At 61.3% G+C, this 15234-nt stretch carries 13 protein-coding genes and 1 tRNA gene; 7 read left to right on the top strand and 7 right to left on the bottom strand.

Annotated elements, in window-relative coordinates:
• The 4 genes from FNJ84_RS06660 to FNJ84_RS06645 form a co-directional block, all read left to right on the top strand.
• On the top strand, positions 1 to 100 hold a 100-nt coding region (locus FNJ84_RS06660; RefSeq protein WP_143792218.1), incomplete at its 5' end, for a transposase domain-containing protein.
• Positions 101 to 177: 77 nt separating this feature from the next.
• Positions 178 to 1032 carry a restriction endonuclease subunit S gene (locus tag FNJ84_RS06655; RefSeq protein ID WP_143792217.1) on the top strand — a complete coding sequence of 285 codons (855 nt, stop codon included), beginning with the start codon at positions 178 to 180 and terminating at the stop codon, positions 1030 to 1032.
• Positions 1033 to 2193 (top strand): anticodon nuclease, encoded by a 1161-nt coding sequence (locus FNJ84_RS06650; protein ID WP_143792216.1) that lies wholly within the window; start codon positions 1033 to 1035, stop codon positions 2191 to 2193.
• The gene (locus FNJ84_RS06645) at positions 2186 to 5287 is read left to right on the top strand and encodes a type I restriction endonuclease subunit R (protein WP_143792215.1); all 3102 of its coding nucleotides are present in this window, start codon (positions 2186 to 2188) and stop codon (positions 5285 to 5287) included. The genes FNJ84_RS06650 and FNJ84_RS06645 overlap by 8 nt, the downstream gene beginning before the upstream one ends.
• Before the next feature lie 308 nt (positions 5288 to 5595).
• On the opposite strand, the gene FNJ84_RS06640 is transcribed toward FNJ84_RS06645, so the two are convergent.
• A tRNA-Ser gene (locus FNJ84_RS06640) sits at positions 5596 to 5685 on the bottom strand.
• A gap of 43 nt (positions 5686 to 5728) precedes the next feature.
• A complete protein-coding gene (gene phaR, locus FNJ84_RS06635; RefSeq protein WP_143792214.1) occupies positions 5729 to 6361 on the bottom strand; it encodes a polyhydroxyalkanoate synthesis repressor PhaR in 633 nt (210 codons plus the stop codon).
• Positions 6362 to 6538: 177 nt separating this feature from the next.
• Here phaR and FNJ84_RS06630 point away from each other — a divergent pair, with 177 nt between their 5' ends.
• The gene (locus tag FNJ84_RS06630) at positions 6539 to 7831 is read left to right on the top strand and encodes an SDR family oxidoreductase (RefSeq protein ID WP_143792213.1); all 1293 of its coding nucleotides are present in this window, start codon (positions 6539 to 6541) and stop codon (positions 7829 to 7831) included.
• The gene (locus FNJ84_RS06625; RefSeq protein ID WP_143792212.1) at positions 7828 to 8295 is read left to right on the top strand and encodes a DUF2269 domain-containing protein; all 468 of its coding nucleotides are present in this window, start codon (positions 7828 to 7830) and stop codon (positions 8293 to 8295) included. Before FNJ84_RS06630 ends, FNJ84_RS06625 begins: the two co-directional genes overlap by 4 nt.
• A gap of 24 nt (positions 8296 to 8319) precedes the next feature.
• On the opposite strand, the gene FNJ84_RS06620 is transcribed toward FNJ84_RS06625, so the two are convergent.
• Positions 8320 to 9756 (bottom strand): amidohydrolase, encoded by a 1437-nt coding sequence (locus tag FNJ84_RS06620; RefSeq protein ID WP_255471073.1) that lies wholly within the window; start codon positions 9754 to 9756, stop codon positions 8320 to 8322.
• A 9-nt stretch (positions 9757 to 9765) separates the two neighbouring features.
• The gene (locus tag FNJ84_RS06615) at positions 9766 to 10761 is read right to left on the bottom strand and encodes a D-glycerate dehydrogenase (protein WP_143792211.1); all 996 of its coding nucleotides are present in this window, start codon (positions 10759 to 10761) and stop codon (positions 9766 to 9768) included.
• 241 nt (positions 10762 to 11002) lie between these two features.
• Here FNJ84_RS06615 and FNJ84_RS22590 point away from each other — a divergent pair, with 241 nt between their 5' ends.
• Entirely contained in the window at positions 11003 to 11716 is a 714-nt protein-coding gene (locus tag FNJ84_RS22590) for an SH3 domain-containing protein (protein WP_363323844.1), read from the top strand.
• Between the two features lie 9 nt (positions 11717 to 11725).
• On the opposite strand, the gene FNJ84_RS06605 is transcribed toward FNJ84_RS22590, so the two are convergent.
• From FNJ84_RS06605 to FNJ84_RS06595, 3 genes are all read right to left on the bottom strand, one after another.
• Positions 11726 to 12631, bottom strand: a complete 906-nt coding sequence (locus tag FNJ84_RS06605) for an acyl-CoA desaturase (protein WP_143792210.1) — start codon at positions 12629 to 12631, stop codon at positions 11726 to 11728.
• A gap of 89 nt (positions 12632 to 12720) precedes the next feature.
• Positions 12721 to 13119, bottom strand: a complete 399-nt coding sequence (locus FNJ84_RS06600; RefSeq protein ID WP_143792209.1) for a hypothetical protein — start codon at positions 13117 to 13119, stop codon at positions 12721 to 12723.
• A gap of 24 nt (positions 13120 to 13143) precedes the next feature.
• Complete coding sequence (locus FNJ84_RS06595) at positions 13144 to 15168, bottom strand: M3 family metallopeptidase (protein WP_143792208.1); 2025 nt, start codon at positions 15166 to 15168, stop codon at positions 13144 to 13146.
• Positions 15169 to 15234 lie beyond the last annotated feature (66 nt).

Here is a 15234-nt window from a genome sequence, read left to right as displayed (position 1 = left end):
CTTCGAATATCTAAGGGCCACCTTGACCGCGATTGCCAACGGCCACCCTCAAAGCCGCCTCGACGACCTGCTGCCGTGGAACTTCAAGCCGTCAAGCTAAGCTGACCGTGCTGTTCTGCGACCGCTTACGACGAAAATTTCTTCGAGTACAATATTCAGCACTCCAAGGGCGCAAAGATGCCTCGTGGAAGCAAACCGCACATTCTACAGTATCTTGTCCCCATCCCGTGCCCGTGTGATCCGGAGAAGTCGTTGGCGATACAGGGGGAGATTGTCCGGATACTCGACAGCTTCACCGAGCTTACCGCCGAGCTTACCGCCGAGCTTACCGCCGAGCTTGCCGCCCGCAAAAAACAGTACAACCACTACCGCGACCGGCTTCTCAGCTTTGAAGGTGGGGATGTCGAATGGAAACCCTTGGACGAGATTGGTGAGTTCATCCGTGGGAAGCGCTTTACGAAAGCCGATTATGTCGATGAAGGCATCGGCGCGATCCACTATGGCGAAATCTACACGCACTATGGTGTCTTCGCGCACAAAACGCTTTCAAAGGTCAGAAGCGATATGGCTACGTCTTTGCGGTATGCTGAACCAAATGATGTTGTCATCGCGGGCGTCAGCGAAACAATCGAAGACGTCGGCAAAGCGGTTGCCTGGCTCGGAGAAGAAAAAGTCGCGATCCACGATGATAGCTATGCTTTCCGCCACAACATGAACCCGAAGTTCATCGCATATGCGATGCAAACAGATGCTTTTCATGATCAGAAAGCGAAGTACGTTTCGAGCGGTAAGATCAAAAGGCTCCTGATTGATGGGGTCAAGAACGTGCGGCTGCCGGTTCCTTACCCAGACGACCCTGCCAAGTCTCTCGAGGAACAGACGCGCATTGTCGCAATCCTCGACAAGTTCGACACGCTGACGACTTCGATCAGCGAAGGCCTACCCCGCGAGATCGAGCTGCGTGAAAAACAATATGCCTATTACCGCGATCAGCTGCTGAGCTTTCCCAAACCTGATTCAGTGGTGGCGTAAATGGGACATACGCTGACCGAGATCGCCGGGACGCTGAGGGACGCCGACAAGAAGGTCCAGCTGATCTATGCGTTCAACGCCTCCGGCAAGACGCGACTGTCCCGCGCATTCAGAGAGCTAATCGACCCGAAGACCGAAGAGCGGGACGACGATTATCGCCCTAAGGTGCTCTACTATAACGCCTTCACCGAAGACCTCTTTTACTGGGACAATGATCTGACCGGAGATACCGAGCGGAAGCTCTGCATTCAGCCGAATGCGTTCACCAGGTCCGCCTTCGAAGATCTTGGGCTCGACCTCAATGTGATCACCGTGTTTCAGCGTTACACCCAGCCGAACCTTACGCCCCGCTTCAATGAGGAATACAAAACCAGGGACAAGGACAACAAAGAGATTACCGTCCCGGCATTTTCCGAAGTGATCTTCACACTGGGGCAAGATCCGGCGACCAACCCAGAACGTCTCAAAATATCGAAGGGTGAAGAAAGCAACTTCATCTGGAGCGTTTTTTATTGCCTGCTGGATCAGGTCATCAGCACCCGCAATGTCGCCGAAGTCGATGAGCGCGAGACGGATCAGTTCAACGATCTCGAATACATATTCATCGATGACCCGGTTAGCTCGCTCGACGAGAACCATCTCATTCAGCTTGCCGTCGATGTCGCCGACCTCATCAAGAGAAGTGAAAGCGTGAACGGCCTGAAGTTCATCATCACGACCCACAGCCCGCTGTTCTTTAACGTGCTGTTCAATGAGTTGGGGAAAAAAACCTGCTACATGCTGAAAAGGCTGGAGGATGGAACCTTTGAGCTAGACGCGAAGAATGGCGATTCCAACCAGAGCTTTTCTTATCACCTCTACCTCAAGCGGACGCTGGAGGAGGCAATCGCGGCGGACAAGATCGAGCGCTATCATTTCACACTGCTGCGCAATCTCTATGAAAAGACATCGAGCTTTCTGGGCTATCCGCGATGGTCAGAGTTGTTGCCTGGCGACCAGCAACTTTACCTGAACCGCATCATTCAGTTTACGAGCCATAGCACGCTCTCTAGCGAGGCCATTGCTGAGCCGTCGCCGCAGGAAAAGCAGACGGTGAAGCTCCTGCTGGAGCATTTGCGCAACAATTACAGCTATTGGCAGGAGGAGGCCCCGAATGCCTGAGCAGACGACCCCGATCGCCGAGACCAATCGCTTTATCGTTCTGGACAAGTACGTGCGCGCCTGGGAGGCGGCTGACAGCTATCAGTCTGAGGGCGACCTGGAGCGCGAGTTTGTTCAGGACCTGCGCAATCAGGGCTATGAGCATCTGCCTGACCTGAAATCAACCGACGCCATGCTGGCCAATGTGCGCGTGCAGCTGCAGGCGCTCAATGATGTTCAGTTTACCGATAAGGAGTGGGCGCGCTTCATCGAAACCTATTTGGACAAGCCCAGCGACAGCGTGACGGACAAAGCCCGCAAGCTCCATGACGACTACATCTTCGATTTCGTCTTCGATGACGGCAGGATTCAGAACATCTATCTCGTCGATAAGCGTCACGTCTGCCGCAACAAGATACAGGTCATCAAGCAGTTCGAGCAGGCCGGAACCCACGCGAACCGCTACGATGTGACCATTCTTGTGAACGGGCTGCCGCTGGTGCAGGTCGAGCTGAAAAAGCGCGGCGTCGCCATTCGGGAAGCGTTCAACCAGATCCACCGTTACAGCAAGGAGAGCTTCAACTCGGACAGTTCGCTCTTCAAGTACCTCCAGATCTTCGTGATCTCGAACGGCACGGATACGCGCTACTTCGCCAACACGACCAAGCGCGACAAGAACAGTTTCGACTTCACGATGAACTGGGCGCAGGCGGATAACAGCCTGATCCGGGACCTGAAGGATTTTACGGCGACCTTCTTCGAGAAGCGCACACTGTTGAAGGTGTTGCTCGATTATTCCATCTTTGATGTCAGCGACACGCTGCTGGTGATGCGCCCCTATCAGATCGCGGCGACGGAACGAATCTTACGAAAGATCAGAAGCTCGTTCGAAGGCAAGACGCTTAGAAAGCCGGAAAGCGGCGGATATGTCTGGCACACTACGGGCTCGGGCAAGACGTTGACCAGCTTCAAGGCGGCCCGCCTCGCCACTGAACTCGATTTCATCGACAAGGTCTTTTTCGTGGTCGACCGCAAGGACCTCGATTTCCAAACGATGAAGGAGTATCAGCGCTTCTCGCCAGACAGCGTCAATGGATCGGACAGTACAGCCGGGTTGAAGCGGAACCTCTCCAAGGACGACAACAAGATCATCGTCACGACCATCCAGAAGCTCAACAATTTGATGAAGAGCGAAGGCGACCTGCCGGTCTACGCCCAGCGCGTTGTCTTCATTTTCGACGAGTGCCATCGCAGCCAGTTTGGTGAGGCACAGAAGAACCTCAATCGGAAGTTCAAGCAGTTCTGCCAGTTCGGCTTCACCGGCACGCCGATCTTTCCGGAAAATGCTTCGGGCGCGGAGACGACGGCCAGCGTATTCGGGAGCGAACTCCATTCTTACGTGATCACCGACGCGATCCGCGACGAGAAGGTGCTGAAGTTCAAGGTCGATTACAACGATGTGCGCCCGAAATTCAAAGCGATCGAAACCGAACAGGACGAAAAGAAGCTGACCGCCGCCGAAAACCGGCAAGCTCTTCAGCACCCCGAACGAATCGCCGAGATTTCCCAGTACATTCTCGATAACTTCCGCCGCAAGACGCATCGTCTCTATGGAGACAATAAGGGCTTCAACGCCATGTTCGCGGTGAGCAGCGTTGATGCAGCCAAGCTCTATTATGAAAAACTGAATACGCTGCAGAACGGTAGCGACAAGCCGTTGAAGATCGCGACCATCTTTTCATTCGCGGCCAACGAAGAACAGGATGCGATTGGCGACATACCTGACGAGAGTTTTGAGATTTCGGCGCTGAACAGCAGCGCCAAGGAATTCCTGAACGCCGCCATCGCGGACTACAACGCCTGTTTCCGAACGAATTTCAGCGTCGATAGCAAAGGCTTCCAGAATTATTACCGTGATCTGGCGAAACGGGTGAAGTCCAAGGAAGTCGACCTGCTCATTGTGGTTGGCATGTTCCTGACCGGCTTTGACGCGCCAACCCTGAACACGCTGTTCGTGGACAAGAACCTGCGTTTTCACGGCCTTATACAAGCCTACTCCCGCACCAACCGCATTTATGATGCGACCAAGTCTTTCGGCAACATCGTTACCTTCCGCGACCTGGAAGAGGCGACCGTCAAGGCGATCACACTCTTTGGCAACGCCAATACCAAGAACGTCGTTCTGGAGAAGAGCTACTCAGAATACATGGAAGGTTTCACGGACCAGACGACAGGCGAGGCGCGGCGAGGCTTTGTCGATGTCGTCCGTGAGCTGGAAGAGCGTTTCCCGAACCCCGCCGCTATCGAAAAGGAAGCGGACAAAAAGGCTTTTGCGAAGCTGTTCGGCGAGTATCTCCGTATTGAGAATATCCTTCAGAATTATGATGAGTTCTCCAGCCTAAGAGAGCTTCAGGAGATTGACGAGAGTGACGCCGAAGCGGTGAGAGCGTTCAAGGAGCAGCATCATTTGAGTGATGATGAACTTGACGAGCTCAAGAGCATCGAGATGCCTGCCGACCGAAAGGTCCAGGACTACCGTTCGACCTACAATGACATCCGGGATTGGCTTCGCCGTGAAAAGGCGAGCGCCGAGCAGGCTGAGTCAACGATCGACTGGGATGATGTTGTCTTTGAGGTCGACCTCTTGAAGTCCCAGGAAATCAATCTGGATTACATCCTTGAGCTAATCTTCGAGCACAACAAAAAAACGAAGAACAAGTCAGAGCTCGTTGACGAAGTTCGCCGTGTCATCCGCGCCAGTATTGGCAACCGCGCGAAAGAAAGCCTCATCGTCGATTTCATCAATCAGACAAACCTTGACGAACTGGGGGACAAGGCCGGGGTGATTGAGGCATTTTTTGCCTTCGCACAAGCCGAACAACGCCGGGAAGCGGAAGAACTGATAACCGATGAAAAATTGAACGCGGATGCCGCCAAGCGATACATCGCGACGTCGATCAAGCGCGAGTATGCGAGCGAAAACGGCACGGAGTTGAACTCAATCCTTCCAAAAATGAGCCCGCTCAATCCACAATATCTGACCAAAAAAAGAGATGTCTTCCAACGCATCTCTGCGTTCGTTGAAAAGTTCAAGGGCGTTGGCGGAAGAATTTAGGCGTGATCATGATGATGGTCGCGAACCACTGCATAACAGCTATGGTTTTCGATCCGCGTCGCGCCCGCATGCCGATCGTCCGCCGCAAAGGTACAGTTCTAGCGACCTAAAAAGAGTAGCATTTTCAAAACTTTGTAGAACTGTACCTAATGAGCGCAGTCAACAGCTCTGGAGAATTCTGGCCCCGAGAGACCGTTTTCGGGCCACATGGCGGCGGGGCCGGTGCTCAGCCCCTCCCGCATAACCTTCGAAAACAACGGAAAAATCCGGCCGCAGCCGGATCGGGAGAACGCTTTCGCAGGGGCAAGTGGCGGAGAGGAAGGGATTCGAACCCTCGAGACGGTTCCCCGCCTACACACTTTCCAGGCGTGCGCCTTCGACCACTCGGCCACCTCTCCGCCGGCGGGTGTAGCGCGGGGCGAGAGGCGGCGCAAGGCAGGATCACAGCTTGGAAATGCGTTTCTGCAACTCCTCCAGTTGCTTGCGGATCTCGGTCATGTCATCGCCATCGCCGGCAGGTGCCACCTTGGCAGCCGCAGCCGCCTTGCCCTTGCGCGCGGCAGGCGCAGCCTGGGTATTCGGCGCTGTCTCGCGATCCCCGGCTTCGTCCGAACCACCGTCGGACGCACCGCCCCGCCAGCCGCCCATCATCGCCTTAAGGAACATCTGCTGCTGACGTTGCAACGCCTCGAAACCCGGCATCGACGCCATCGGATTTCGCATGGTTGACATGTTCTCCATCATCTTCGACTGCCCCTCGCGCAGCATCTCGAAACTGGCGGCCAGGAACTGCGGCACCACCGATTGCGCCTGGGTCGTATAGCTGCGCACCAGATCCGTCAGCACGTCGATGGGCAGAACGTTTTCGCCCCGGCTTTCGTGATCGGCCACGATTTGCAGCAGATATTGGCGCGTCAGATCATCGCCCGATTTCAGATCGACGATCTTGACCTCGCGCCCCTCGCGAATGAATGCGGCAATATCCTCCAGCGTGACATAGTCGCTGGTCTCGGTGTTATACAGCCGCCGGCTGGCATAGCGCTTGATCAGCAGCGGCGTGTCGGTTGCGGCCATGTTTGCGCCCCGGTTTGTTGCATTTGCAGCATGATGAGCGCAGCGCAGAAAAAAAGCAAAAGGAAATACAAGGGACAGGCTTCACGACACAGCGTCGGATTGACCTGCGGGCCATCTCGCAAAGGGGGCGTTCGACTGCTATGGCTGGCCCGGCAACATGGCAGAACAAGGTATGCGATGCGCACCGCAATCGTGCTTGGTGGATATGGGCTGATCGGGTCAGCCCTGATGCGGGGGCTTCGAGAGGCGGGGTTTCAGGTGATCGGAATCGGTCGGTCGATGGCCTCGGCCATGGCGTCGGATCCTGGTGCGACCTGGCTGATCCGCGACATCTCCATGATCACCACCGCAGAATGGCCTGGCCTGTTGGACGGGGTGGATGTGGTGGTGAATGCCTCTGGCGCCTTGCAGGATGGCGGGCGTGATCGTCTGGAGGCGATCCATGTCACCGCCATCGAACGGCTGGTCGAGGCAAGCGCCACCCTGCCCTTGCGGATCGTCCAGATCTCGGCCGCCGGGGCAAATGAACGGGCCGGCACGGCGTTTTTCCGCAGCAAGGGGCGTGGCGATGCGATCATTCAGGCCGGGGCAAGGGATTGGGTCATCCTGCGGCCGGTGCTGGTGCTTGCGCCCGATGCCTATGGCGGCACGGCCCTGCTGCGCGCGGCGGCGGCGATGCCGGCTGTCCTGCCGCGCGTTCTGCCGGGCGCGCAGGTCCGGACGGTCGATATTCGGGATGTGACGGGTGCGGTTGTCATGGCGGCAAGGGGTGAAATTCCCTCGGGCAGCGTTGCCGATCTGACAGAATCACAGTCACATGCTTTCGATGACCTGACGCTGTCGATCCGGCGCTGGATGGGTTTTGGCAGGCCGGTGCTGCGCCCTGCCCTGCCGGACCTGCTGTTGCGCGCGGCGTCGTGGCTGGCCGATGGGCTTGGTCATCTGGGCTGGCGCTCGCCCCTGCGCAGCACGGCACTGCGCGGTTTACGTGATGGAATCACCGGCGATTCCTCGGCCTGGCGCCGGATCACGGGGCGAGAATGCGGGTCCTTGACGCAGACGCTGGCGCGGATGCCGGCTGTCCGGCAGGATCGGCTGTTTGCGCGGGCCTATCTGCTGCTGCCGCTTGCAATCGCGACATTGTCGATATTCTGGCTGTTTTCCGGGCTGATTGCATTATGGGATGTGCCGCGCGCGATGGCTGTCCTGGCCGGCAGGCTGCCCGGCTGGCTGGCATGGTTGCTGGTTGTCGGGGGCGCGATTGCGGATATCGGGGTCGGCTTGGCAATCCTGTGGCGGCGTTGGACCAAGGCTGCCGCACTGGCGATGATGGCACTGTCAGGCAGCTATCTGCTGGGCGGGGCACTGCTGGCGCCGGCGCTGTGGGGCGATCCCCTGGGGCCAATGCTGAAGGTCTTTCCGGGTGTCATGCTGGCGATGACGGTCTGGCTGTTGATGGAGGACCGATGAGCTACGAGATCCTCAGATTCCTGCATATCCTCGGGGCGATGGTCCTGATGGGCACGGGCATGGGCATCGCCTTCTTCATGCTGATCTCGCATCGCCGCGGCGATGCCGGGCAGATCGCACATGTCGCGGGCATCGTCGTTCTGGCGGATATGCTGTTCACCGCGACGGCGGCCGTGGCCCAGCCAATCACCGGCTATCTGCTGGCGCGGCACAGCGGCTGGCCCCTGACCGAGGGCTGGCTGGGTCTGTCGCTGCTGCTATATCTGCTGGTCGGCGCATTCTGGTTGCCGGTGGTCTGGATGCAGATGCGGATGCGCGACCTGGCCCTTCGGGCGTCGCGACAGAACGCACCGCTGCCGCCGGCCTATCACCGGCTGTTCCGGCTGTGGTTCGCCTTTGGCGTGCCCGCCTTTACGGCGATGCTGGGCATCATCTGGCTGATGCTGACACGGCCGGCGTTATAACCGGCCGTGATCGTCCCGGCCGGGTCAGCCAGCCATGGCAGGGCGCGGCACCAGCGGCGGCGACACATCCAGCGGCAGCGGATTCTGATAGGGAGTCTTGCGCAGGCGCGTTGCGTGTTCGGCCTTTGCCTCGGCCAGCATTGCGGGATCGGTCAGTATCATCTGCGCACAGCGCGCCATCGCCTTGGCGGCATAGGTCATGCCCTTATGGGCCGCAGGCGATTTGCCCTGCGCCGTGATCTGCCAGCTATGAGCCGGTGTGCCGATGGCATGGGTCGCCACCAGCACCTCGGACAGCGGCACCGCCCAGCTGACATCGGCCACATCGGTCGAGCCGATCAGCACCTGCCCCCCCGGACGCAGCGGCACCACATAGTCGCAAAGCGGCTCGTCCCCGCGCGGGTCCATCGCCACGCCGTCATATGGCGCGGCCAGATCGGCCTGCGACAGCGTGGCCTGAATGGCGCGGGCATAGTCGCGGTCGGTCTCGTCAAAGGGCACGCCGCCCATCTCGTCCAGCGCGCGCTGCATCGCGCCGTCCATCACCCGGTTTTCCAGCGTATTCGACACGGCCGAGAAGACCTTGAACTCGACCTCGGTTCCCGTCATCAGCGCCGCGCCACGGGCGATATCCTTGACCCGCTCGACCAGTGACAGCATCTCGGCCAGTTGCAGCGCCCGGATGGAATAGCGGACCCGCGCCCGTGCCTGCACCACATTGGGCGCCGTGCCGCCGGCATCCAGATAGGCATAGTGGATCCGCGCATCCTGAACCATATGCTCGCGCAGATAGTTGACGCCGACCGACATCAACTCGACCGCATCCAGCGCCGAGCGGCCCAGATGCGGGCTGGCGGCGGCATGGGCGGCCCGGCCCTTGAAGGCAAAGTCGATCCGCGTATTGGCAAGGCTAAGGGGATCATCCACCCGCGTCATGCTGTCGGGATGCCAGGTCACGGCCGCATCGACGCCGGCGAAAGCCCCTTCGCGCACCATGAAGGTCTTGGCCGCCCCGCCCTCTTCCGCCGGGCAACCATAGTAACGCACCCGGCCCGGCGTTCCCGTCTCGGCCAGCCAGTCCTTCAACGCGCAGGCCGCCAGCAGCGCGGCGGAACCCAGCAGGTTATGGCCGCAGCCATGCCCGTTGCCACCCGGCACCACCTCGCGCGGCTCGGCGATGCCCGCAACCTGTGACAGGCCTGGCAGCGCGTCATATTCGCCCAGAATCGCGATGATCGGGCCGCCCTCGCCTGCCTCGCCCATGACGGCTGTGGGGATGCCGGCGACGTTTTCGGTCACCGCAAAGCCCTTGGCACGCAGCATTTCGGTATGCGCGTCGCAGGATTCGTATTCGCCGTAAAGCAGTTCCGGTGTGGCCCAGACCCGGTCGGCAAGCCCCGTCAGATCGTCGCGATGGGCATCGACCTTGTCCCAGATCGGCTGGCTGTTCTGCATCGTCATGTTCTGCCCCTACAGCATGTTCGGCACGACCAGATCCGGCGGCCGGTGACCGTCGGCATAGGTCTTGATGTTGATGATGACCTTCTCGCCCATCTCGTTGCGGCCCTCGACCGTGGCCGAGCCCATATGCGGCAACAGCACCACATTGCTCAGTTCGCGCAGGCGAGGGTTGATCTCGTGCCCGTGTTCGAACACGTCCAGACCCGCGCCGGCGATCTCGCCCGCGCGCAGCATCCGGGTCAGCGCATTCTCGTCGATCACCTCGCCGCGCGAGGTGTTGATCACGACTGCCGTTGGTTTCAACAGCTTCAGTCGGCGGGCGTTCAGCAGGTGAAAGGTCGCCGGCGTATGCGGGGCATTGATGCTGATGATGTCCATCCGCGCCAGCATCTGATCCAGACTTTCCCACCAGGTCGCCTGCAACTCGTCCTCGGTCTCGGGGCGCAGACGCCTGCGGTTGTGGTAGTGGACCTGCATGCCAAAGACATTGGCACGCCGCGCCACGGCCTGACCGATACGCCCCATGCCCAGGATCCCCAGGCGACGCCCGCCGACCCGGCCGCCCAGATGCGCCGTGGGCGACCAGCCGTGCCAGCGCCCGGCCTGCATCTCGGCCAGCCCCTCGGGAATGCGGCGGGTGACGGCCAGGATCAGCGCCATGGTCATGTCGGCGGTATCCTCGGTCACGACGCCGGGCGTGTTGCTGACCAGAACCCCCCGCTGGCGGGCGGAATGCACGTCGATATGGTCGACGCCTGCGCCATAATTCGCGATCAGTTTCAACCTCTCGCCGGCCTGAGCCAGCATATTCGCGTCGATATGGTCGGTCACCGTCGGCACCAGAACGTCGCTGTCACGCATCGCGGCCACCAATTCATCCCTGCTGAACTTGCGATCGGCTTCGTTCAACGAGACATCGAACAGCTCTTTCATCCGCGTTTCGACCGCTTCGGGCAAGTGCCGCGTCACGGTGACCCGAAGACGCTGGCGCGAAGATGGTGACATGTTGACCTCACTTTATCGACGGCGTGATGCTGCGCACTTTTCTTGCGCGGCCGCTTTTGGCAAACTGCCCCCGTTAAGGGGCCGGCACAAGACCCCTGTAGGTGGGTTGCAACGGCGAATGCGCCGCGCGATCCGGGAATGAGGCAAGGCAGAGGACATGCCGCGCGCCTGAACGGTCGCGGCCACTGTCGGCACAGGCAGGAATGGGCAGGATATGACGGCGAGGGCGGGCTTCGGCGCGATGGCAGACAGAAGAGGACGGCTGACGGCCCTGGTCGCGGCGGCCGCGATGACGGGCTGGCTGGTGGCCAGCGGGTCCGGGGCCGCGCAGGAACAGGAACAGGCGCCGGCAGATGGCGAAGCGCCCGCCGCGGTTATTCCGCACGGCATTTCCATCGTCTCGACCGGCGGGCCTGACAACCGCACCGATGGCACCCCGGTGCCGGCCGGCGGCGGCGTCATTGTTCTAAGCCAGGCGCCGACGGCCGATGCCGCGATCAGCCGCAATCCCGACGGGCGCGATCCGGGCAAGGGACCGGTCACCAACCTGCCCCTGCCCCGTTATGTCAGCCTGAAGGGCAACGAGGGCAATGCCCGGCGCGGCCCCAGCCTGTCGCACCGCATTGACTGGGTGTTCCGCCATGCCGGCATGCCGCTGCGCGTGGTGGCCGAATTCGGCCATTGGCGCCGGGTCGAGGACCGGGACGGCGCCGGGGGCTGGGTGCATTACGCCCTGCTGTCGGGCGTGCGCACCGCCATCGTGCAGGAGGACATGGTCGAGCTGCACGCAAAGCCGGATCTGAAATCAGATGTCGTGGCCCGCGCCGAAACCGGCGCGATCGTGCGGCTTGGCGAATGCACGATCGACTGGTGCCGTATTTCCGGTGGGGGCGAGCGTGGCTGGGTGATGAAGCCCTCGATCTGGGGTGTGGATCCCGACGAAACCCGCGAATAACCGCGCGATCTAATCCACGACCTGCAAGCGCGCATCGCGATCGGGATGCGCGCCGGGCAGCTTGACATCCCAGGCCAGCCCCAGCCCGCGCAGCACCCGGATCAGCAGATAGCCGGGATCGCTTTGCCCCTGGCTGACCCCCAAGCGGGCGGAATAGGGAAAGGCATGGTGGTTGCCATGCCAGTTTTCGCCAAACGTCAGCAAACCCAGGCCCGGCAGGTTATAGCCCTGCACCGACATGTCGGGCGCAAGCCAACTTTGGTAGCCCCGCCTGTGGGCGTAATGCCCCACGGCCCAATGCCCCACCAGCGACACGAAAACCCGCAGGCTGCATCCCCACAATACCCAGGCCCAACCGCCCAGCAGATAAAGCGGCACCGCAAGCACCAGTTGCTGCGCCATCCAGCTGCGCTCGACCGCGCGGCAAAAGCGGCTGTCGGCGACGCTGGGTTCGATCACCAGCTGCGGCGGGCGATTCAGGCGAAACTCGCAGCACAGCTGCCACCAGGCGTCGCGCCAGAACCCGGCCCCATGCGAGGGATGGGGCGGGCAGTTTTCCTGCCGCTGGTGCCAGTCGCGCATGTCATGGGCGCGGATCATGCCGAACGGGCCGGCCATGCCGACCAGAACGCCCAGCCAGACCAGCAGATATTCGACGGGGCGAAATGTGGAAAAGCTGCGATGGATCAACAGCCGGTGCATCCCCACGGAATGCCCCGCGCAGATCGTCACCCCGGTCAGCACCACGAACACCGCCGCCGCACCGACCGAGGGAAACAGCACCACCCCCGCCAACCCGGCCAGACCATGCCCCAGCAGCCAGAAGGTCTTGACCGGCATCCATGTGATCCGCCCGTCCATATTGCTGGTATCCGCCCGCGGATGAACGCGATCAGTCGACCGAAGATGGGTCATCGCCACAAACCTGCCACTTGCATAAACACCCATGCAGATTGCAGCAGCGGCAAGGGGCGCTCAAGCCCCGCAGGCCGGCAAGCGGCAGCCTAGCCCTCGCATTTGAAATAGGTAAGCGTGCTGCGGTCTTGTGTCAGGCGCAACTCTCCGGGGCGGTTTTGCAGATCGACCACGCGGTTGAACTCTTGCCCCTCGCCCGTGCAGGACAGCGTCACGCGGGTATACGAGGTGCTGCTGACCGAATTGGCCACGACGCAGGCCGATTCGTAGAAATTGAACTTGTTGCCATCAATGACGAGGCGCGTTTCCGGCTCGTCCTGACGGGTGCAGTCCGAAGCACGCAGGTTATAGGTCCCGTTCAGCGAATCGGCCGCGTCGATCGGGCCCGATGCGGGTTCCGGCTCGGGCGGGGCAACCCGCTGTCCCTCGCAGGCGGCCAGGCCCAGAACGGCAGTGGTGGCGATAACCAGAAGACTGACGGTTTTCATGGTGGTTCTCCCTTTTCTCGGGGCCTAGATCAGTCCGCGCCCCTTCAATAAAGGCTCGACACCGGGCATTCGTTCCCTGAAGGCCAGCCACAACGCATCCGCCTGCTCGGCCCCACCGCGCGACAGGATGGTCTGTTCCAGCCGTTGCGCAGTGCCTGCATCGAAGATGTCGCCGGCCTCGCGGAAGGCCTCGAAGGCATCGGCATCCATCACCTCGGACCACAGATAGCTGTAATAGCCGCTGGCATAATGACCGCCCGAAAAGACATGCCCGAATTGCGGCGTGTCATGGCGCAGCGGAATGGCGGAAGGCGCATCCAGCGCGGCCAGCAGATCGGCCTGACGCGCGGCGGGATCGGCGGGCGCATCGCCGCGGTGAAAGGCCAGATCGACCAGCGCCGATTCCAGATATTCGACGGTCGAGAACCCGGCATCGGCCTTGTCCGCCGCCAGCAGCCGATCCAGCAGTGCCTGTGGCAGGGGCTCGTTCGTGGCGTGGTGGCGGGCATGCTGGGCCAGCACCTGCGGCTGTTCCAGCCAATGCTCGTAAAGCTGGCTGGGCAATTCGACGAAATCCAACGCCACCGAGGTGCCCGAGATGCTGGGCCAGTCGACATCCGAAAGGATGTGGTGCAGCGCATGGCCAAATTCGTGAAACAGCGTGCGCGCGTCATCCCATGACAGGAAAGCCGGGGCACCCGGTTCGTCGGGCGGGGTGAAGTTGCAGATATTGGTCACAATGGCGCGTTGACCCGCGCCAATCCCGTGCTGGGGTTGCAGGCTGGAACACCAGGCGCCCGAACGCTTGCCGGGGCGGGCAAAATAATCGCCCAGAAATACCGCCATGGGCCGGCCCGACCGCGTGATCTGCCAGGCCCGGACATGGGGATTCCACAGCGGCGCCTCGAAGGGGGCAAATTCCAGCCCGAACAGCCGATACGCGGTATCAAAGACGGCGTTGATCATCGCATCCAGCGTCAGATAGGGCTTCAACGCATCTGGGTCGAAATCAAAGGTCGCACGTTTGCGGCGAGCCGCGTAATAGCGCCAGTCCCAGGCCTCGAACGGGCCGTTGCCGCCGTCCTCGCGCAGCATCGGGGTCATCGCGGCCTGATCCTCGCGGGCGCGGGCGATGGCCGGACGCCAGACCTGCATCAGCAGATCCTCGACCCGCGCCGCATCGCGCGCCATTTCCGGTTCCAGCCGGAAGCTGGCGAAATCAGCATAGCCCAACAGCCGCGCCATTTCGTGACGCAGGGCCAGAATTTCGGTGACGACACCGCGATTGTCAGTGGCACCGCCACCCGCCCCCTGCCCCGAACCGCGCGCGGCCCAGGCCGCCAGCGCCGTCTCGCGCAGGGCCCGATCATCGGCCAGTTCCAGAAACGGCATGATCAGCGAGCGGCTAAGCGTTACCACCTGCCCCGGCAGCCCCCGTTCGCGCGCCGCAGCCCGCATCGCGCCCAGCAGCCAGTCCGGCAGCCCGGCCAGCCGGTCATCGGCCACCGGCAGCACATAATCGCGTTCATCCGCCAGCAGGTTCTGCGAAAACTGCGTCGTCAGCGTCGCCAGCCGTTCATTGATCGCGGCCAGCCGGGCGCGATCTTCGGGCGACAGCCCCGCACCCGCGCGGCGCCGGGCCCGCAACTGCAATTCGGTGATCCGGGCATCCTGGGGTGGCAGCTGTGCCGCTTGTTCCGCCACCGCCTGCACCCGGTCGAAGAGGCGCGGATCCATCATCACCTTGTTGCCGTAAGCCGCCAGTCGTGGTGCCAGATCGCGCTGCAAGGCTTCCCGCGCGGGGTTCGAATCGACCGAGGCCAGCGTGTAGAAAATCGACAGCGCCCGTTCCAACGGCTCTTCCACGGTTTCCAGCGCGGCAACGGTATTGGCGAAATCAGGCGTGGCGGGATTGGCCGCGATGGCCTCGACCGCAGCCTCGGCGCGGGCCAGTTCGGCCTGAATGACGGGGCCAAAATCCTCGTCGCGGATCAGGTCGAAACGCGGCAGGCCGTGCGGGCCGGTCCAATGGGTCAGTTCGGGATTCATCGCGGGGGCCCTTCTGCTTGGCAGCTGTCAGGCTATGCCAGCACGGCGCCGGATGCCAGAGGCGGC

Source organism: Paracoccus sp. M683, from assembly GCF_007096355.1.
Classification (GTDB): domain Bacteria; phylum Pseudomonadota; class Alphaproteobacteria; order Rhodobacterales; family Rhodobacteraceae; genus Paracoccus.
The sequence above is the reverse complement of the archived record's forward strand: the minus strand, read 5'-3'. Positions and strand labels throughout refer to the sequence as shown.

Bases quoted from the DNA above. Each gene is read 5' to 3' on its own strand.
- FNJ84_RS06655 (WP_143792217.1), top strand. From the start codon at position 178: ATGCCTCGTGGAAGCAAACCGCACATTCTACAGTATCTTGTCCCCATC.
- FNJ84_RS06650 (WP_143792216.1), top strand. From the start codon at position 1,033: ATGGGACATACGCTGACCGAGATCGCCGGGACGCTGAGGGACGCCGAC.
- FNJ84_RS06645 (WP_143792215.1), top strand. From the start codon at position 2,186: ATGCCTGAGCAGACGACCCCGATCGCCGAGACCAATCGCTTTATCGTT.
- phaR (WP_143792214.1), bottom strand. From the start codon at position 6,361: ATGGCCGCAACCGACACGCCGCTGCTGATCAAGCGCTATGCCAGCCGG.
- FNJ84_RS06630 (WP_143792213.1), top strand. From the start codon at position 6,539: ATGCGCACCGCAATCGTGCTTGGTGGATATGGGCTGATCGGGTCAGCC.
- FNJ84_RS06625 (WP_143792212.1), top strand. From the start codon at position 7,828: ATGAGCTACGAGATCCTCAGATTCCTGCATATCCTCGGGGCGATGGTC.
- FNJ84_RS06620 (WP_255471073.1), bottom strand. From the start codon at position 9,756: ATGACGATGCAGAACAGCCAGCCGATCTGGGACAAGGTCGATGCCCAT.
- FNJ84_RS06615 (WP_143792211.1), bottom strand. From the start codon at position 10,761: ATGTCACCATCTTCGCGCCAGCGTCTTCGGGTCACCGTGACGCGGCAC.
- FNJ84_RS22590 (WP_363323844.1), top strand. From the start codon at position 11,003: ATGGCAGACAGAAGAGGACGGCTGACGGCCCTGGTCGCGGCGGCCGCG.
- FNJ84_RS06605 (WP_143792210.1), bottom strand. From the start codon at position 12,631: ATGACCCATCTTCGGTCGACTGATCGCGTTCATCCGCGGGCGGATACC.
- FNJ84_RS06600 (WP_143792209.1), bottom strand. From the start codon at position 13,119: ATGAAAACCGTCAGTCTTCTGGTTATCGCCACCACTGCCGTTCTGGGC.
- FNJ84_RS06595 (WP_143792208.1), bottom strand. From the start codon at position 15,168: ATGAATCCCGAACTGACCCATTGGACCGGCCCGCACGGCCTGCCGCGT.